The sequence below is a fragment of the Alitabrizicola rongguiensis genome, from assembly GCF_021491355.1.
GTDB lineage: Bacteria > Pseudomonadota > Alphaproteobacteria > Rhodobacterales > Rhodobacteraceae > Aliitabrizicola > Aliitabrizicola rongguiensis.
Map to the genome: position 1 here is coordinate 220,728 of NZ_JAKENF010000003.1, position 17,755 is coordinate 238,482.

At 65.1% G+C, this 17,755-nt stretch carries 21 protein-coding genes; 12 read left to right on the forward strand and 9 right to left on the reverse strand.

The window, feature by feature from the left end; translation table 11 throughout:
* The first annotated feature begins 2 nt into the window (after positions 1–2).
* The 6 genes from ccmA to L0V05_RS12605 are packed head-to-tail and all read left to right on the forward strand — an operon-like array spanning position 3 to position 3,185.
* The gene (ccmA, locus tag L0V05_RS12580; protein WP_234870990.1) at positions 3–641 is read left to right on the forward strand and encodes a heme ABC exporter ATP-binding protein CcmA; all 639 of its coding nucleotides are present in this window, start codon (positions 3–5) and stop codon (positions 639–641) included.
* A complete protein-coding gene (gene ccmB / locus L0V05_RS12585; RefSeq protein WP_234870992.1) occupies positions 638–1,294 on the forward strand; it encodes a heme exporter protein CcmB in 657 nt (218 codons plus the stop codon). Before ccmA ends, ccmB begins: the two co-directional genes overlap by 4 nt.
* A 53-nt stretch (positions 1,295–1,347) precedes the next feature.
* Entirely contained in the window at positions 1,348–2,076 is a 729-nt protein-coding gene (locus L0V05_RS12590; RefSeq protein ID WP_234870994.1) for a heme ABC transporter permease, read from the forward strand.
* Positions 2,073–2,234 (forward strand): heme exporter protein CcmD, encoded by a 162-nt coding sequence (gene ccmD / locus L0V05_RS12595; protein ID WP_234870996.1) that lies wholly within the window; start codon positions 2,073–2,075, stop codon positions 2,232–2,234. Before L0V05_RS12590 ends, ccmD begins: the two co-directional genes overlap by 4 nt.
* Positions 2,227–2,760, forward strand: coding sequence for a DsbE family thiol:disulfide interchange protein (locus L0V05_RS12600; protein WP_234870997.1), 534 nt, complete (start codon positions 2,227–2,229; stop codon positions 2,758–2,760). Before ccmD ends, L0V05_RS12600 begins: the two co-directional genes overlap by 8 nt.
* Complete coding sequence (locus L0V05_RS12605) at positions 2,757–3,185, forward strand: hypothetical protein (RefSeq protein ID WP_234870999.1); 429 nt, start codon at positions 2,757–2,759, stop codon at positions 3,183–3,185. Before L0V05_RS12600 ends, L0V05_RS12605 begins: the two co-directional genes overlap by 4 nt.
* A gap of 213 nt (positions 3,186–3,398) precedes the next feature.
* Here L0V05_RS12605 and acnA read toward each other — a convergent pair whose 3' ends face one another.
* Complete coding sequence (gene acnA / locus L0V05_RS12610; protein ID WP_234871001.1) at positions 3,399–6,155, reverse strand: aconitate hydratase AcnA; 2,757 nt, start codon at positions 6,153–6,155, stop codon at positions 3,399–3,401.
* Positions 6,156–6,408: 253 nt separating this feature from the next.
* Between acnA and L0V05_RS12615 the strand changes: the two genes are divergently transcribed.
* The gene (locus tag L0V05_RS12615) at positions 6,409–7,119 is read left to right on the forward strand and encodes a DUF1223 domain-containing protein (RefSeq protein WP_234871003.1); all 711 of its coding nucleotides are present in this window, start codon (positions 6,409–6,411) and stop codon (positions 7,117–7,119) included.
* A gap of 4 nt (positions 7,120–7,123) precedes the next feature.
* On the opposite strand, the gene L0V05_RS12620 is transcribed toward L0V05_RS12615, so the two are convergent.
* From L0V05_RS12620 to purB, 6 genes are all read right to left on the reverse strand, one after another.
* On the reverse strand, positions 7,124–7,996 hold the full coding sequence (locus L0V05_RS12620; protein ID WP_234871005.1) for a lysophospholipid acyltransferase family protein: 873 nt from the start codon (positions 7,994–7,996) through the stop codon (positions 7,124–7,126).
* A 12-nt stretch (positions 7,997–8,008) separates the two neighbouring features.
* Positions 8,009–8,905, reverse strand: a complete 897-nt coding sequence (locus L0V05_RS12625; RefSeq protein ID WP_234871007.1) for a DMT family transporter — start codon at positions 8,903–8,905, stop codon at positions 8,009–8,011.
* Positions 8,906–8,989: 84 nt separating this feature from the next.
* Complete coding sequence (locus L0V05_RS12630) at positions 8,990–10,066, reverse strand: flagellar motor switch protein FliG (protein ID WP_234871009.1); 1,077 nt, start codon at positions 10,064–10,066, stop codon at positions 8,990–8,992.
* Positions 10,067–10,125: 59 nt separating this feature from the next.
* Positions 10,126–10,293: a hypothetical protein gene (locus L0V05_RS12635; RefSeq protein ID WP_234871011.1), complete on the reverse strand. Its 168-nt coding sequence runs from the start codon at positions 10,291–10,293 to the stop codon at positions 10,126–10,128.
* 22 nt (positions 10,294–10,315) lie between these two features.
* Positions 10,316–10,849, reverse strand: coding sequence for a tetratricopeptide repeat protein (locus L0V05_RS12640; RefSeq protein ID WP_234871013.1), 534 nt, complete (start codon positions 10,847–10,849; stop codon positions 10,316–10,318).
* Between the two features lie 68 nt (positions 10,850–10,917).
* Positions 10,918–12,222: an adenylosuccinate lyase gene (purB, locus tag L0V05_RS12645; protein WP_234871014.1), complete on the reverse strand. Its 1,305-nt coding sequence runs from the start codon at positions 12,220–12,222 to the stop codon at positions 10,918–10,920.
* A gap of 99 nt (positions 12,223–12,321) precedes the next feature.
* Here purB and L0V05_RS12650 point away from each other — a divergent pair, with 99 nt between their 5' ends.
* The 4 genes from L0V05_RS12650 to L0V05_RS12665 are packed head-to-tail and all read left to right on the forward strand — an operon-like array spanning position 12,322 to position 14,293.
* Positions 12,322–12,687 (forward strand): hypothetical protein, encoded by a 366-nt coding sequence (locus tag L0V05_RS12650; RefSeq protein ID WP_234871016.1) that lies wholly within the window; start codon positions 12,322–12,324, stop codon positions 12,685–12,687.
* Positions 12,684–13,046: a hypothetical protein gene (locus L0V05_RS12655; RefSeq protein ID WP_234871018.1), complete on the forward strand. Its 363-nt coding sequence runs from the start codon at positions 12,684–12,686 to the stop codon at positions 13,044–13,046. Before L0V05_RS12650 ends, L0V05_RS12655 begins: the two co-directional genes overlap by 4 nt.
* Positions 13,047–13,058: 12 nt before the next feature.
* Positions 13,059–13,697, forward strand: a complete 639-nt coding sequence (locus L0V05_RS12660) for a CDGSH iron-sulfur domain-containing protein (protein WP_234871020.1) — start codon at positions 13,059–13,061, stop codon at positions 13,695–13,697.
* Between the two features lie 59 nt (positions 13,698–13,756).
* Positions 13,757–14,293 (forward strand): hypothetical protein, encoded by a 537-nt coding sequence (locus tag L0V05_RS12665; protein WP_234871022.1) that lies wholly within the window; start codon positions 13,757–13,759, stop codon positions 14,291–14,293.
* 39 nt (positions 14,294–14,332) lie between these two features.
* Here L0V05_RS12665 and dddP read toward each other — a convergent pair whose 3' ends face one another.
* A complete protein-coding gene (dddP, locus tag L0V05_RS12670; RefSeq protein WP_234871024.1) occupies positions 14,333–15,673 on the reverse strand; it encodes a dimethylsulfonioproprionate lyase DddP in 1,341 nt (446 codons plus the stop codon).
* Between the two features lie 143 nt (positions 15,674–15,816).
* Between dddP and L0V05_RS12675 the strand changes: the two genes are divergently transcribed.
* Positions 15,817–16,602 (forward strand): heme-dependent oxidative N-demethylase family protein, encoded by a 786-nt coding sequence (locus tag L0V05_RS12675; RefSeq protein WP_234871026.1) that lies wholly within the window; start codon positions 15,817–15,819, stop codon positions 16,600–16,602.
* A gap of 9 nt (positions 16,603–16,611) precedes the next feature.
* On the opposite strand, the gene L0V05_RS12680 is transcribed toward L0V05_RS12675, so the two are convergent.
* Positions 16,612–17,697, reverse strand: coding sequence for a hypothetical protein (locus tag L0V05_RS12680; RefSeq protein WP_234871028.1), 1,086 nt, complete (start codon positions 17,695–17,697; stop codon positions 16,612–16,614).
* Between the last annotated feature and the right edge of the window lie 58 nt (positions 17,698–17,755).

The following is a 17,755-nucleotide window of genomic DNA, read 5'->3' on the forward strand; positions in this document are numbered from 1 at the left end:
GCATGGAGCCGGCCGAGCTGCAGGTTCGCGATGTGTCCTGCGCCCGGGGCGGGGTTACCGTGCTGGAAGGGGTGAGCTTCACACTTGCGGCAGGGCAGGCCCTGGTCCTGCGCGGCCCCAACGGCATCGGCAAGACGACGCTTCTGCGCACGGTGGCAGGGCTTCAGCCCGCCGTTGCCGGCGAGGTATCGCTTCCCCCCGAGACTCTGGCCTATGCCGGACATGCGGACGGGGTGAAGGCGACGCTGACCGTGGCCGAGAACCTGGACTTCTGGGCGGCAGTCCACGGGCAGGGCGGTGTGCCGGGGGCGCTTCTGGCGATGAACCTAGACGGCCTGAAGGACCGCGCGGCAAAGAACCTGTCGGCCGGGCAGCGCCGCCGTCTTGGCCTTGCGCGCCTGATCGTCACCGGGCGGCCGATCTGGCTGCTTGATGAGCCCACCGTGTCGCTCGATGCGGCTTCCGTCGCGTTGTTCGGAGCGGTGCTGCGCAGCCATCTCGCACGGGGGGGCGCGGCACTGATCGCGACCCATATCGACCTTGGCCTGCCGGAAGCGCAAGTGCTGGACCTCACGCCCTACAAGGCCCGTGCGCCGCAAGGCCGCCAGAGCCGCGATGCCTTTGCCGAGGCCATCGAATGATCGCGCTGATCCTTCGCGACCTCAGGCTGGCCGTGCGCAGCGGCGGAGGCTTCGGCCTTGGGCTCGCCTTCTTCCTGCTCGTCGCCGTGCTGGTGCCGCTCGGCGTCGGGCCGGAGCCTGCGACGCTGGCGAAGATCGCGCCGGGCATCCTTTGGGTCGGTGCGCTCCTGTCCTGCCTCCTGTCGCTCGACCGGATCTTCGCGCTCGATTTCGAGGATGGCTCGCTTGACCTGCTCGCCACCGCGCCGATGCCGCTGGAGGGGGTCGTGGCGGCCAAGACGCTGGCGCACTGGCTTGTGACCGGTCTGCCGCTGACGCTGGTCGCGCCGGTTCTGGCGGTGCTGCTGAACCTGCCGGCGCAGGGGTATCTCTGGCTGGTCGCGTCGCTGGCGCTTGGCACGCCGGCGCTCAGCATGATCGGGGTCTTTGGCGCGTCGCTGACCGTCGGGTTGAAGCGCGGCGGCCTCCTCTTGTCGCTGCTGGTGCTGCCGCTTTACGTGCCGACGCTGATCTTCGGGGCCGAGGCGGTACGACGCGGGGCGATGGGCATGGCGGCGGGAACGCCGCTTTTGCTGATGGCCGGGATCACCGCCGGATCGCTGGCGCTTCTGCCCTTTGCCGCCGCTGCGGCAATCCGCGTCAATCTGCGGTGAGCGCTACCATGTTAGGGTTGATCTCTGCCTCGGGGAGGGACTAGCTGGCGGTCATGTCGATCTGGGAATATGCCAATCCGAAGAAGTTCATGGAGACCTCGGGCAAGGTTCTGCCCTGGGTTGCCATTCCCGCTGCCGTGCTTTGCGCGGTCGGTCTGATCTGGGGTTTCTTCTTCACCCCGGAGGCCGAGAATTTCGGTTCGACCGTCAAGATCATCTATCTGCATGTTCCCGCCGCGATGATGGCGATCAACGTCTGGCTGATGATGCTGGTGACGTCGCTCGTCTGGATCGTTCGCCGCCACCATGTCAGTGCGCTTGCGGCGAAGGCCGCGGCGCCAATCGGTCTGACGATGACGTTGGTCGCGCTTGTGACCGGCGCGCTCTGGGGGCAGCCGATGTGGGGCACATGGTGGGCCTGGGACCCGCGGCTGACCTCGTTCCTGATCCTGACGCTGTTCTACCTTGGCTACATGGCGCTCTGGGCGGCGGTCGAGGAGCCCGACACCGCCGCCGATCTGACGGGCGTTTTGTGCATCGTCGGTTCGGTCTTTGCGCTTCTGTCGCGCTATGCCGTCAATTTCTGGAACCAGGGCCTGCATCAGGGCGCATCGCTGTCGCTCGATGCGCGCGAGAACGTCGCGGATGTCTACTGGGTTCCGCTGGTGATCTGCATCGCGGGTTTCGTGCTCATGTTCGTGACGCTGGTGCTCCTGCGGACGCGGACCGAGATCCGCGCCCGCCGCCTGTCGGCGCTTCTCGCGCGGGAGCGGATGGCATGATGCCGGCTCTGGGGAAATATGCGGGCGTCGTTCTGGGGGCTTACGGGCTGTCGCTGGCGCTGATCGTGGTGCTGATCCTGGCGACCCTGTGGCGCGGCGCGAAGACGCGCCAGGCGCTCCGCGAGGTCGAGGATCGTCAGGGAAAGACTCATGGCTAAACCGCTTCTGTTCGTGCCTGCCATCGCGGTGGCGGGCTTTGTCGCGCTTGCCTTCCTCGGCATGAACCGCTCGGATCCCGACGCGCTGCCCTCGACGCTGGAGGGGCGCGAGGTGCCGGCGGTCAAGGTCGACCCCTTGGGTGATGCGCCAGTGCCGACCGATGCTGCCCTGCGGGCGCCGGGGGCGAAGCTTGTCAACTTCTGGGCCAGCTGGTGCGCGCCCTGCCGGGCCGAACATCCGATGCTGGAAAAGCTCGCGGCCGAGGGCGTGCAGATCGTCGGCATCAATTACAAGGACAAGCCGGACGCGGCGCTTGCCTTCCTGGCAGAACTCGGATCACCCTATGCCATGATCGGGGCGGATACATCGGGGCGTATGGGCATCGACTGGGGCATCTACGGCGTTCCCGAAACCTTCGTCATCAATGGCGAGGGCACGGTGATCCTGCGCCTGCCGGGTCCGATCACTGCAGAAAATCTTGAAAGCACAATCCGTCCGGCGCTGGCCAAGGCCGCAGCGCCATGACCGGCAGGGCGACGGCTTTTCCTGTGGGACTTGCCATCGCCCTTGCGGGGCTCCTGCTGGGCGAGGCCGCCGCGGCAAAGCCGGGAACGCCGGGACCGGACTATTTCACCGGCACATATCAGCGCATCGGCCGCAGCGGCGGCGCGGAACCCGGTCTGATTGACGACAAGGTTGCGATCGCCCCTGACGGCGACCGGGTGACAATCCGCGGCTGCACAGGGCCAGAGACCCTCATGGGCTTTGGTCCGGCCTTCGAGATCGTGAACTTGATGACCGGACAGCAGGCCGGAATCGGCGTCGAATGCCTGTTTCACAACAACGGATACAACCGGCCGATCCTGACCTGCCAGACGCAGGATGGTGCGGCCTGGACGCTCTGGCCGACCAGCTTTGGCGGACCCGGCGCGCCTCTGGTCTGCGGTTAGCCCTTCATCGTCACGACGATCAGCAGAAGGAATCCTGCCGTCTCGATCCAGGGCATCGAGGGCAGCGGCAGGCGGCGCGCGGCGCGCAGGACCCGGACGGTCATGGGCAGATTCTCCAGTCAGGACCGTCAGAGGGTACGCGGCGAGAAGCTAAGAAGAACAAAAGGCCCGGGGGCGACCCCGGGCCTTCTGCTTCAAATTGTACGGATCGGATCAGACGGTGCCGGCCAGATGGCGCAACACGTAGTGCAGCACGCCGCCATGCTCGACATATTCGATCTCGATCTCGGTATCGATCCGGCACTTGATCTGGATCGTCCGCTCTTTCCCGTCCGAATAGAGGATGGTGCAGGGCACCTGGCTGAGCGGCTTCAGATCGCCTTCCAGCCCGCCGATCGACACAACCTCGTCGCCCTTCAGGTCCAGGGACTTGCGGGTGTCGCCGTTGGTGAACTCGAAGGGGATCACGCCCATGCCGACGAGGTTCGAGCGGTGGATGCGCTCGAAGCTTTCGGCGATCACCGCCTTGACGCCGAGCAACGCCGTGCCCTTCGCCGCCCAGTCACGGCTGGAGCCTGCGCCGTATTCGACGCCGCCGAAGATGACCAGCGGCGTGCCCTCGGCCTGATAGGCCATCGAGGCGTCGTAGATCGAGGTCTGTTTGCCGTCTGGCCCCTTGGTGTAGCCGCCTTCGACGCCATCCAGCATCTCGTTCTTGATGCGGATGTTGGCGAAGGTGCCGCGCATCATCACTTCGTGGTTGCCGCGGCGCGAGCCGTAGGAGTTGAACTCGCTGACCGGAACCTGCCGCTCTGTCAGATACTTGCCTGCCGGAGTTGAGGCCTTGAACGAACCGGCCGGGCTGATGTGGTCGGTGGTGATCATGTCGCCAAGAACCGCCAACACCCGCGCGCCGGTGATGTCCTTGATGACGCCGGGCTTCTTGGACATGCCCTGGAAATAGGGCGGGTTCTGGATATAGGTCGAGGTCGGCGGCCAGTCATAGGTCTCGCTGTCGGTGGTCTCGACCGCCTGCCAGAGCTTGTCGCCCTTGAAGACGTCGGCGTATTTCTCCTGGAAGGCCTTGCGGGTGACCGTTGCCTCGACCAGCTCGGCGATCTCCTGGTTGGTCGGCCAGATGTCCTTGAGGAACACGTCCTTGCCGTCCTTGGACACCCCGATCGGATCCTTGGTCAGGTTGATGTTCACATCGCCTGCCAGCGCATAGGCCACGACCAGCGGCGGAGAGGCGAGGTAGTTCGCCCGCACGTCCGGGGAAATCCGGCCCTCGAAGTTGCGGTTGCCCGAGAGAACTGCCGTCGCAACGAGGTCATTCTCGTTGATCGCCTTGGAAATCGCCGGATCGCCGAGCGGCCCCGAGTTGCCGATGCAGGTGGTGCAGCCATAGCCCACGAGGTTGAAGCCGATGGCGTCCAGATCCTCCTGCAGACCGGCGGCCTGCAGGTATTCGCCCACGACCTGCGATCCGGGCGCGAGCGAGGTCTTGACCCAGGGCTTCCGCGTCAGGCCAAGGGCGCGGGCCTTCCGCGCCACCAGACCGGCCCCGATCATCACATAGGGGTTCGAGGTGTTGGTGCAGGAGGTAATGGCCGCGATCACGACCGAGCCGTCGCGGATCGTGTAATCCTTGCCCTCGACCTTGGCAGTCTTGCGGGCGTCCTGCGGCGGGGCGAGCACGCCGCCGCCTTCCTCGACCATCGCCTCGGCATCCGGGGTGACGGCGATGCCGCGATACTCGGCGACCGTCTTATAGAAGGACCGGGCAGCCATGTTCAGCGGCGTGTAGTCCTGCGGGCGCTTCGGGCCCGAGATGGCCGGCACGATCTCGCCCATGTCGAGATGCAGGGTGTCGGTGTAGATCGGGTCATAGTCCGGGCCGCGCCACATGCCGTTGGCCTTGGCATAGGCCTCGACCAGCGCGATGCGGGATTCCTCGCGGCCGGTGTTGCGCAGGTAGCGCAGCGTCTCGCCGTCGATCGGGAAGAAGCCGCAGGTCGCGCCGTATTCGGGAGCCATGTTGGCGATCGTCGCCCGGTCGGCCAGCGGCAGGTGATCGAGGCCCGGACCGTAGAATTCGACGAACTTGTTGACCACGCCCTTCTTGCGCAGCATCTGCACGACCTTGAGGACAAGGTCGGTCGCCGTGGTGCCTTCCATCATCTTGCCGGTCAGCTTGAAGCCCACGACTTCGGGGATGAGCATGGAGACGGGCTGGCCAAGCATCGCGGCCTCGGCCTCGATCCCGCCGACGCCCCAGCCAAGCACCGCCAGGCCGTTGACCATCGTGGTGTGGCTGTCCGTGCCGACGAGCGTATCCGGATAGGCCACGACCTCGCCGTTCTGGTCGGTGTCGGTCCAGACGGTCTGGGCAAGGTATTCAAGGTTCACCTGGTGGCAGATGCCGGTGCCGGGCGGCACGACGCGGAAGTTCTGGAACGCCTTCTGTCCCCATTTCAGGAACTGGTAACGCTCCATGTTCCGCTCGTATTCGCGGTCCACGTTCATCTGGAAGGCGCGGGGCGTGCCGAATTCGTCGATCATCACCGAGTGGTCGATGACGAGGTCGACCGGGTTCAGCGGATTGATCTTCTGCGCGTCGCCGCCAAGGCCGAGGATACCGTCGCGCATGGCGGCAAGGTCCACGACCGCCGGAACGCCGGTGAAGTCCTGCATCAGCACGCGGGCGGGGCGATAGGCGATCTCGATCGGGTTCTTGCCGCCTTTCTTGCCCCAGTCGGAGAAGGCCTTGATGTCATCGACGCTGACGGTCTTGCCGTCCTCGAAGCGCAACATGTTCTCAAGCACGACCTTCAGCGCGGCCGGGAGCTTGGAGAACTCACCCAGGCCTGCGGCCTCGGCGGCAGGGATCGAGTAATAGGCGACAGTCTGACCTCCGGCGGTCAGGGTCTTGCGGGTCTTGGTGCTGTCATGTCCGACGGTGACGGTCATTCGGGCCTCCTTGGCGAAATGGCTCGGGCGGAACTCTGACGCTGCAACTGCACAAGCACAAGGCCGCAGCGGAGTCGCAGGCTTTGTATGCAATTGTATGCCGAAAATCCAGCCCTATTGTGCGCCTTTTGCCGACTTGGACTGCGGCTCTCGCGTCGCAGTCGCGCAACTGCACGAGACAATCGCAATTCATTGATTGGAGCTTGCAGACGCGCCGCACTAGAACAGGCGTCACGACCCTTGGAAAGACCAGATGCGCCACCTTCTCGCCGCCAGTTTTGGATTTTGCGCCGCCATTGGCAGCGCCGCCGTCTCTGATGAGGTGAAAAGCCGGACTGGAGTTGTGGTAGAACTCTACACCTCGCAGGGCTGTTCTTCCTGTCCGCCGGCCGATGATTTCTTCGCCGTCCTTGCGCAGACGCCAGGCGTGATTCCTCTGGCGCTGCATGTCGACTATTGGGACTACATCGGCTGGGAAGACCAGTTTGCCAATTCCACCTATACCGACCGGCAGAAGGCCTATGCCCGTGCCACCGGCAGCCGGATGATCTATACGCCGCAGATGATCGTCGGCGGGACAGAACGCGTCGAGGGCAACCGGCCCGACGAAGTGTCAAAGATCATCCACCGCCAGATGGAGGTGCCGCAGCCAGTGGCACTCAAGCTCGACCGGATCGGCGATTCCATCGACATCGCCGCACGGGCGCTCGCGCCACTCGATGGTCCGGTTCGCGTGCAGCTCGTGCGATATCGTCCCGAGCAGACGGTCGTGATCGAGCGGGGGGAAAACGCCGGGCGCACGGTGACCTATCGCAACATCGTCACCTCTTGGGAACCCCTGGGCGACTGGACCGGCGAGGAGCCGTTGAATCTCAAGGTCTTTTCGCCGGGCGAGGATCCGGTGGTCGTGCTGCTGCAGAAGACCGGGCCGGGCGAAATCGTCGCGGCGGCAACGACGGACTGATCCGTCACGGCTTCCAGCGCCGGTGGATCCAGAACCACTGATCCATGTGCTTTCGCACCAGCGCCTCGAGGCTGTCGTTCAGCGCCTGGGTCATCTCTTCGGGCGAGCTGTGCGGAATGGGGCGTTCGACGATGATGTCGAAGTCGAGCCCGTTCTCGCGGCGGATGGCATAGATCGGCACCAGCAGGGCATCGTATTTCAGCGCCATCTCGGCCGCGGACAGCGCGGTCAGCGCCTGATGTCCGAAAAAGGAGAGCCGCGCGCCCTGTACCATGCGCTGGTCGATCAGCAGGCCAAGGAAACCGCCCTGGCGGAGATAGCGGATCATCTCGCCAAGGCCGCGGTTGCCGCGGGCGAACATCGGCTTGCCGATCGTCTCCATCGCCGCGACGTAGTGGTCGTTGAAATAGGGGTTCTCCATCGGTCGGTAGAGCCCGGCGATGCGGTAGCCGCGCTGGATCAGGTTGGCCCGAGCGGCAAGGTAATTGCCGAAATGGCCGGTCACGATCACGACCGGCTTGCCCTCGGTCCTGGCTTGCGCGATCGCGGCCAGCCCCTCGCCCTTGGGTTCAAAGCGGGCGGCGCGGTCGATGAACTGCTGGCCCGAATACATCTCGATCAGGTTGCGACCGACATTGTTCGGTACGGCGCGGACGATGCGGTCGACCTCCTTTGGGTCGAGATCTGGCAGGATGCTGTTCAGGTTCTCGCGGATCCGCCGGTCATAGCCGGCGATCGGGGCGATGATGCGGCTGGTGATCCAGCCGAAGAACTGCACGCGCCAGGCATAGGGCAGGCAGCGCATCAGCCAGATGACGGCACGGAAGGCGCGATCCTGAAGCCACAGACGTCTCTGATGGGGGATCGGCTCCGCCATGCCTTCTTTGCCTCATGCGGCAGCGCGGGCCGCCTTCGTTTCGCGGTGCCAGACATAAAGCCCCGCACCCGCGATCACAAGCGCGCCGACGATGGTCCAGAGATCGGGGTATTCGTCGTAGAGCAGGATGCCCCAGCCCGTGGCGCAGATGATCCCCACATAGGAAAAGGGCGCGATGGCCGATGCCTCGGCAATCGAGAAGGCCTTGATGATGCAAAGCTGTCCCGCCGCGCCGAGCGCGCCGACCAGGGCGAAAAGCCATAGATCCGCAAGGTCGATCGGTGTCCAGAGCCAGGGCAGTGTGAAGCTGCTGAGGATTGCGCCGAAGGCGCCGCCAAGGATCATCGTGGTCCAGACGCTTTCGCGCGTGCCGACCACACGGGTCAGCAGCGCGTTGCCGGCATAGCTGACCGCCGAGAGGAACGGCAGAAGCGCCCAGGGCGTGAACATGCCGAAGCCGGGGCGAATGATGATAAGCGCGCCGATCATCGCCGCCACGACGCCGGCGATCCGGCGGGGGCCGAGCTTTTCACCCAGAAACAGCGCCGCGCCAAGGGTGATGAGCAGCGGGCTCGTATCGCCGATCGCCGTCGCTTCCGCCAGGCCGATATGGTTGAGGCTGGCGAAGAAGAAGCCGATGGCACCGAACTGGAACAGCGAGCGGAAGATCTGCTGGATCGGATGACGGGTCCGGGCCAGCGCGAAGGTGCGGCCCCGAAGGATCAGCACGACGATCAGGAACTGGCCGAGGAAGCGTGCCCAGATCACCTGAAGCGCAGGATACTCCCGCACCAGACCTTTGGCGGTAGCATCCATGCCGGTGAAGAAGAGCACCGCCAGAAGCATCAAAAGGATGCCCCTGCCGACGTGGCTGACCGGCGCTGTGCCGGCGGTGACTGAGGTTGACATGATCCTGCCCGTCCGGCGCGAACGGGCCGGTCGCCGGACAGTAGGATGCCGCCGGATCGGCCACAAGGGGCGCCGGAGAGGGGGTCAGTCCTCGGGCCGGATCAGGGTTATCTCACCGATCCCCTCAAGCTGGCGGATCTGCAGCAGAATCGCGGTCATCGCCTCTTCCGCCTCCTTCTCCTTGACGGGGCTGCGCTCGGCGATCTCTTCCTGCAGGGTCTGGGCCAGCCGCTGCGACAGGTTGGCCAGCACGAATTCCGCCACCGGGGCCAGTGTTCCGGCTTGCGCCGCCTTGAGCGCCGTAACCAGCACCGCCTGGTCTACGCTGCGGGCAAGTTTCGGCACGTCGCGCGGGGACAGGCGTTCGGGGATATGGGCAAAGGTGAAGATCGCCTTGCGTACCTTCTCGGCGAAGGCGCCGTCCGTCTCGTCCAGCCCCTGCAGAACCTCGTCGCGGGTCTGCGTGGCCGAGACATTCAGGATCGCGCCAACCCGCTCGACCGGACCCGCCTCGAACGCCCGCACCGGCACGGTGTCAAGCTGCGCCGCCAGCGCCTGACCGATGCGGCGCACTGTCTCCGGATCGACATTGCCGGTCAGCGACATGGCATAGGCGATGCGTCGCGCCCGCTCGCCCGAGAGCCGCCCCAGCATCTCCGCCGCCTTGGGGACGGGCAGTTTCGACAGCATGACGGCCGCGACCTCGGTGCTTTCCTCGTCCAGGAGCGGCAGCAGGCGGTCAATGTCGAAATTGACGATCCTGTCCCAGGGATCGGCCTTGGCCGAGGCGCCGGCCAGCCGCCGCAGGCGGTTCGCGGCGGTCTGGCTGATATGGCCATCCATCATCGACAAGGCGCCTTCTATCCCGCCGGGAAAGGCGAGGCCAACCTGATCGAGTTCGGACAGGAATTCCTCGACCACGGCGCCAAGGGTGGTGCGGTCGACCAGCCGCATCTGGCCGATCTGTTCGGCAAGCGCGGCCTGCATGTGCTCAGGAAGGGCCGAGAGGGGAAGGCTCGCTCCCTCGGCCAGAAGCAGCCGCACGATCACCGCCGCCTTCATCCGACCGTTCAGCGCCGGAGCAGCAAGCGATTGGTTCGCCGTGCGGGCGACCGCGACGGCCATCTTCACAGGGGTGATGCGGGCAAGCGTGGTAGACATTGTGGCGCTCCTTCTGGATGCGCCAAGCTTGCCCTTCCCGCCTTAACGGACGGTTTGCGTCAGCTATTGACCGCCGTCACGCAAGTCTGCTGCGCCGTATCCCAGACCTGTCCGGTCGGGCATTGCGCGGCCGACTTGATCGCCTCGTGCGGGCAACCGGGACCGGCCATCGCGGCAACGGGCGCAAGGGCCAGAACAAGAGCGGCGAAGATCTTCTTCTTCATCATCTGCCTTTCCTTTCCGTCGGTTTCAGTAGTTGGTCGTCTGGCCGGTCCGGATCGCCTCGGCCAGGGATTGCGCGGGCCAGCCAGTACTGCCGCCCCGGGCAACGATCTCGTCCAGCTGCGCCTGAGCCAGCTGCAACTCGCCCATCTCGACCAGAGCCTGGCCATAATAGGAGCGGGCGAGAAGATTGTCGGGGTTCCGGTCGAGCGCCTTGTCGTAATAGCTCAGGCCGATCTCGAGGTTGCCGGCCTTGCGGTTGGCGAATCCGAGATAGGTCAGCACCCGGTCGCTTTCGCCTTCCTTCATCGCAGCAAGCGCGTTCAGGGCGTTCTGCGGTTGGCCGACATAAGCGAATTCGCGGGCGGCGCGGAACAACGTCTCGTCATCCAGTTGTCCGCTTTTCGGCTCTTCGCAGGATTGCTTGGCCTCGTCCCAGACCTTGCCATCCGTGCAGGTCTTGGTCGTGTTGGTCTGGGTCGGCGGATCGTTGTCGTCTGACCCTGCTGCCAGTGCGGCGAAGGGCAGGGTGCAAAGGACAAGAGCGAGGGCGTGGCGCATCGGCAGTCTCTCCCCGGAAACAATCCTGAAAAGAATAGCACGATTTACGCAACGGCAAGATCACGAAATCAGGCGGCGAACACCCGGGCAAAGATCGTGTCCACATGCTTGGTGTGATAGCCGAGGTCAAACTTTTCCTCGATCTCGGCAGGCGACAGGGCGGCGGTCACTTCCGGGTCGGCCAGAAGCTCGGTCTTGAAGTCGGCGCCCTTCTCCCAGACCTTCATCGCGTTGCGCTGGACTAGGCGATAGGCGTCCTCGCGGCTGACACCGGCTTGGGTCAGGGCAAGCAGCACGCGCTGCGACATGACCAGCCCTTTGAACTTGTTCATGTTCTTCAGCATGTTCTCGGGGTAGACCACCAGCTTTTCCACCACGCCGGCCAGACGGTGCAGAGCGAAATCGAGCGTGATCGTCGTGTCCGGCCCGATCGCGCGTTCGACCGATGAATGGCTGATGTCGCGCTCGTGCCAGAGCGCCACGTTTTCCATTGCCGGGACGACCGACATGCGGATCAGGCGGGCAAGGCCGGTCAGGTTCTCGGTCAGGACCGGGTTGCGCTTGTGCGGCATGGCCGACGAGCCCTTCTGGCCGGGGCTGAAGAATTCTTCCGCCTCCAGCACCTCGGTGCGCTGCATGTGGCGGATCTCGATGGCGATGTTCTCGATGGAGCTTGCGATCACGCCGAGGGTTGCGAAGAACATCGCGTGGCGGTCGCGGGGGATGACCTGGGTGCTGATCGGTTCGGGCTTGAGGCCCATCTGGGCGCAGACATGCGCCTCGACCGCCGGATCGATATTGGCGAAGGTGCCGACGGCGCCCGAAATCGCGCCCGTCCGCACCTCTTCGCGCGCGGCTTCGAGCCGCGCACGCCCCCGCGCCATCTCGGCATAGAAGCGGGCGAAGGTCAGGCCCATGGTGGTGGGTTCGGCATGGATGCCGTGGCTGCGGCCGATCCGCACCGTATCCTTGTGCTCAAAGGCGCGGGTCTTCAGCGCCGCCAGCACCCGGTCCATACCCTTCAGCAGCAGGTCCGAGACGCGGACGAGCTGCACGTTCAGCGTCGTGTCTAGCACGTCCGACGAAGTCATGCCCTGATGCACGAAGCGTGCCTGATCCGATCCGACATGCTCGGCGAGATGGGTCAAAAAGGCGATCACGTCATGCTTGGTCACCGCCTCGATTTCGTCGATGCGGGCCACGTCGAACTCCACGTCCTTCGCGCGCCAGACGGCTTCGGCATTTTCCTTCGGGATCACGCCGAGCGCCGCCTGCGCGTCACAGGCATGGGCCTCGATCTCGAACCAGATGCGGAACTTGGTCTCGGGCGACCAGAGGGCGACCATCTCGGGGCGGGAATAGCGCGGAATCATGGGGCAGGGTCCGTTCGGGCTGATGACGGGGACGCGCGGCTGCCTTAAACTCATGGGCGGCGGCTGACAAGCGGTCGGCCGCCGCAAGGGGAGGCAAGCGTGACCTTCGCCAGAATGCTTGGGTTGGCGGCACTCGCCGGGTTGGCCTCGGCTGCCGCTTGGGCGCAGGATCCGCGTATCCTGCAGGGCGATGAGCTGTACGAAGCCTTTCGGCAGCAGCAGCTCGAATACTCGAACGGAGCGGTCCAGAATTTCAATGCCGATGGCACCACCCGATATCGAAAGGAACCCGACTGGGATCTGTCGGGCTTCTGGTGGGTTGATGCCAATCTGCTTTGTTTCGCGCTGCAGCCGGGCGAGCAGGACCACTGTTTCAAGGTTCACCGCGACGTTGGAGGCATGACGCTGAATCTCGATGCGTCTGGCGGCGGGAGGCTCACCCTCCGCTATCGTTTGTCGCAATGAGAGGGGCGAAAGTCCTGTCGATTGCCGGGCTGATGGTGGCGCTGGCGGCTCCGGTTGGCGGCGAAACCTGGCTGCCGCTTGACGGAGGGCAGGTCGGTTCGGCCTTGACGGCGCGCGTGCTCGGCTACGCGGATGGCACGGTGCAGGAATTCAAGGCCGACGGCACCACGCTTTTCCAGACCTTCTGGTCTCTGCGTCATGGTCTTTGGAAGATCGAGGGCGAACGCTATTGCTCACAATGGCCACCCGGAACGGACTGGGCCTGTTACCGTGTGGAGCGCGAGGCGAGAGGGCTCGACCTGCGCTTTGTCGACGAGGCTGGAACCGTCTCGGCAGGACGCTACATGGATTTGAAATGAGGGGGATTTGCCATGGTCGAAACGGTAAAGGGACGCGAGGTCACCGTCATCTTCGACGGTTCACGCTGCATCCATTCGCGTCACTGCGTTCTTGGCCATCCCGAGGTCTTCGTCCCGAACGTCAAGGGTGACTGGATCTTTCCCGATGCCGCCCCCGCCGAGGCGGTGTTGCGGATCGGCTTTGACTGCCCCTCGGGCGCGATCCGTGTGTTGCGGAATGATGGTAGCGCGGGCAGCGATGCCGCTCCGGTGGTGAATACCGTGCATGTCCGCGAGAACGGGCCGCTGGCGCTCGAGGCGCCGATCCTGATCCGCGGCGAGGCGTTCGACACGCCCCGGGCAACGCTTTGCCGCTGCGGCCAGTCGAAGCGCAAACCCTTCTGCGACGGAAGCCATGCCGAGGCGGGCTTCGCCGCGACCGGAGAGCCCGCGACCAAAGCCAGCGAACCTCTGGCGGCCCGGAATGGCGCTGTCGATGTCCTGCCCCAGCCGAACGGGCCGCTTAAGGTCGTCGGCAACCTCGAGATCGTCTCGGGGACCGGGCGCACGATCAACCGTGTCACGCAGACCTTCCTCTGCCGTTGCGGCCATTCGAAGAACAAGCCCTATTGCGACGGCAGCCACAAGGCGGCAGGGTTCGAGGCAGAGTGAACCGCCGATCCATGATCCGGTCCTGACACGCCGCGAGGGGACGCATGGAAGAATTCGGCATGATCGCCCCCGTCCTATCCCTGATCCTGGGACTGGGCATCACACGGCTGCTTCTCGGCTTCGTGACGGTCTTCCGCATCCGCAATTCGGCGCCGGTGGACTGGCTGCCTCTGGCCTGGGCCGGTATCCTGTTTGCCGAACAGATCCAGTTCTGGTGGGCGATCAATGGCCTGTCGCGCATACAGTCGGCCTTCACCTTTCCCGACTTCCTGGTTCTGATCCTGTTGCCGCTTCTGTTGTTCCTGTCGGGCGCGCTGATCCTGCCAAGCCGGTCGGAGGATGAATCGCATGGCATCCGCGAGTATTTCGAACGCGACGGTCGCTATGGCCTTCTCCCCTTCGCGATGTATCTGGTAATTGCAGTCGCGGTTGACGTGACCTTTTTCCGCGCGCCGATCAGCGGAGTGGCAAGCCTCAATCTTCTAATGGCCGTAGCAACCTTGATGGTCTTCGCGGCGCGCTCGCGCCGGGTTCAGGCCGGCCTGACACTTGCCGCCATACCGCTGATGGCGATAGCGATCGGACTTTCGATCTAGGGTTGTCAAACGCGCCGGAGGACTTCGGCCTCCTGGGCGTCAAGCTCCCATCAGCCGTTCGTCGAACGGATAGCGGGTCAGGTTCTCGTGTCCGGTCTCGGTGATGAGGACCTGATCCTCCAGCTTGATCGAGAAATCGCCGCCCTCGGGGCTGACCAGCGCTTCCACGCACAACACCATGCCCGGCTGCAGCACCGCATCGAAGGCGCCCTCGGTCCAGCCATCGGGATAGGTGACATAGGGCCACTCGTCGCACAGACCCACGCCGTGCATCTTGCAGCTGTATTTCTGCGCCCAGTACTGGTCTTCAAGCTGGTGGCCGCCGAAGACCAGCTCCTTGATCGAGACGCCCGGCTTCAGCATCGCCATATTCTCGCGGATGTGGTCGCGGGCATGGTGCATCGCGCTGACCATGGCATTCGTCGGGCGCTGGTCGCCGACCCACCAGGTGCGGCTGATGTCGATGCAGATGCCGTAGCTGCCGATCAGGTCGGTGTCGAAGGCCACGATCTCGTTCGGTTGCACGATCCGGGGGCCGCATTCCTGGAACCAGGGGTTGGTCCGGGGGCCGGAGGCGAGAAGCCGCGTCTCGATCCATTCGCCGCCGCGCTTGATGTTGCCCTTGTGCAGCTCGGCCCAGATGTCGTCTTCGCTGACGCCGCCGAGCGGCACATGGGTCCGGGTGAAACGCTCCATCTCGGCCATGGCGGACTCGCAGGCATGGTGGGCGCAGCGCATGGCGAGCATCTCGTCCGGCCCCTTGATGGCTCGGGTCCGCTCGGTGACCTCCTCGCCCTCCATCACCTCGAAGCCGCGCCGCTCCAGGGCACGGAGGCCGGCGATCATGATCTTGTCGACGGCGAGACGGCGGTTCGTGCCGGCATGGGCGCGCATCACCTCTTCGACCTGCGCGGCGAAACCGGCCGCGGCCGCATCGCCCTTGTCGCCCGTGGAGTTGTAGAAGAACGTCGCGCCCGAGCGCAGTTCCTTGATGAGCGGGTTGAAGGTCACGAGGAAGGGGGAGTTCTTGTACTCCCAGATCACCATGTGGCCATCGGCACAGAGCAGCACCGCCCGGAACGGGTTGTGGGTGTTCCACAGCTGCATGTTGGTGGTGTCGGTGGCGTAGCGAATGTTCAGGGGATCGAACAGCAGCAGCCCGCCATAGTCGCGCTTGACCAGTGCCTCGGTCAGCTTCCGCCACCGGTATTCCCGCATCCGCTCGAGGTTCGGAGGCGTCAGACCTGCCGCCTCCCATTCGCGGAAGGCAAGCTGGGTTGGCCCGATCTCGACCCGATCGTTGTCGTTCGGGGTCCCGTCGCCCAGCCGGTCGCCACGAGTAGGGTCGATCTTGCGACGGTCGGCGTAGTGGATGGCCATGGTCTGTCCTCACGCGGCTTGGGTCCGGCCAGATTGGGCCGGGGCGTTTGGCGTTGTCGGACAGGAATGCGACATGCGCGCGTCGTTTCGTGGCGTGGCATCGACGCGCTTTCCCCTGGCTCCGCCTTTGGGTATGAGGCGGCATGACCATGATCCTGCAAGACAAACTGCCCTTTATCCCTTGGATGGACGCTCGCACGGCACGCCTTCCCGGCATCCAGCCGCTGGAGCCCGGCGACTGGCTGCGGGTGGACGAGGCGTTCGCCGCCCAGATGGCCGAGCGCGACCGGCTGATCGCGAACGTGCCGCAGGATGTCTGGGCCGAGACGCCGCAGGGCCACGCCGCCGCGCGGGAGCTTTACGCGATGGTGCTGGACAAACTGCGTACGACGCCGGGCTACGACATTCGACTTACCGAAGTGCTTCGCCCCGACGGTGTGGTCGTCCCGCTCGACCCGGACAGCCCGATGCGCACCCTCGGGCGGCTGGTTCAAGAGGACCTCTGTCTGATGGAGGCGAATGGCAGTGGCGAACACGTTCTGACGGCTGCGGTCCTGTGCTTTCCTGCAAGCTGGACCCTGGCGCAGAAGATCGGCCGGCCGCTGACCGCGATCCATGTCCCGGTCAAGGCCTATGATCAGGCGATGGCAAGGCGGGTCCAGCGCCTGTTCGACGCGATCAGGGTCGAACAACCGATGTGGCGGATGAATTTCCTGATCTACGACGATGCCGAACTGCATCAGCCTCGCCGCGAGGGGTTCCCGCGGCCGCGCCCGGTCAGGCGGGATCTCGTGCGGGTCGAACGGCAATGCCTCGTCCGGCTGCCTCGGACACAGGCTGTGCTGTTCTCGATCCACACCTGGGTGGTGCCCATAAGGAAACTGCCGCCGGATGCGGCGGCAGCGCTTCTTGAGCTTTATCCGGCCTGAGCCCGGGGGTCAGGTTCCGATCGCGGCCATCACCTGATGCGCCATGGGCGTGTTCGTCAGCGCAAGGAAGGCGCCGGCGAGCGCCATCATCCGGCCGCTCAGGCGCATGTCTTCGCCCTTGAGGATCGAATAGGTCATCACGGCGGCCCCGACCGGAGCGTAAACGGTGATGAGCGTGGCGTTCATCGCATGGACCGCAAGCCGCATGGCCGTTGTCGGCCGCGCGGTTTCCTCGGCCGTCGTCACCGGCTCTTCCGGGTAGAGGGCGGCGCGTAGGCGGGCGAGTTCGTCGATCATCGGAAGCGGCAGGTCTGGCCGGTCATTGGCAGCAACGGCGGCAGGGACGGTCACGGTCTGGTCCGTGACAGAAACGGCTGCGGCTGGCACCGCCTCGACCGTTTCGAGTTCCGCTTCTTCTGCAAGTTCCGGCACCGTAATGCGACGGCTCCGCGCGGCAGCCGCCGCTTCCGATTTCTGGCGCGCCATGGCGAAGGCGCGCTGTGCGATGTCGGTGTCGAGGAGTGCCGACCAGAAGCCGGGCGCCTCGGCGCCGGTCGGTTCGACAGAGGCCTCGATGACGAGTTCCGAGTCGTGTTCGGGCGCGCGGGCCCGCAGTTCGTCGTCAAGCCGTGCCATCAACCGGTCGAATTCGGCGGCGGTCGGCGGGGCAATCTCGGGCGCAGGCAGTTGGTCGAGCAGCCGGTCGATGGTTTCGGCCGTCGTCACCTCTTCCTGTTCATGCCAGACCACTTCGTCCGCAGGATAGCGGCCGGAAATCCGGTCGAGGATCAGGCGGCAGAGCGATGCCCGGCGACGCAGCAGGGGCGGCGCCGTGACGCTGGAGGCCGGCCCGTGGCCGACCGAGATGCTGAGGCAGGCGCGATAGCCGCCGGGTAGGTCATCGGCATAGCCTAGGGCGATCCGTGCCGCATCCAGGTCGAAGACTGCCACGTCATCGCAGTCCCACGACAGCGACCGGCGATCAGCCGGGCAACGCAGCAGGGCCGCATCGAGTTCGCGCACGACATGCGCGAAGTTCATCGGTGGGCGCTTCGTGTACAGAAGCTGTGCAATCGTGGTGCTCGTGTCGCTCATGGCGCATCTCCCGCCTTCGTCCTGCATCCTTGATGCGCCGTGATTCGGGCCGGGATTG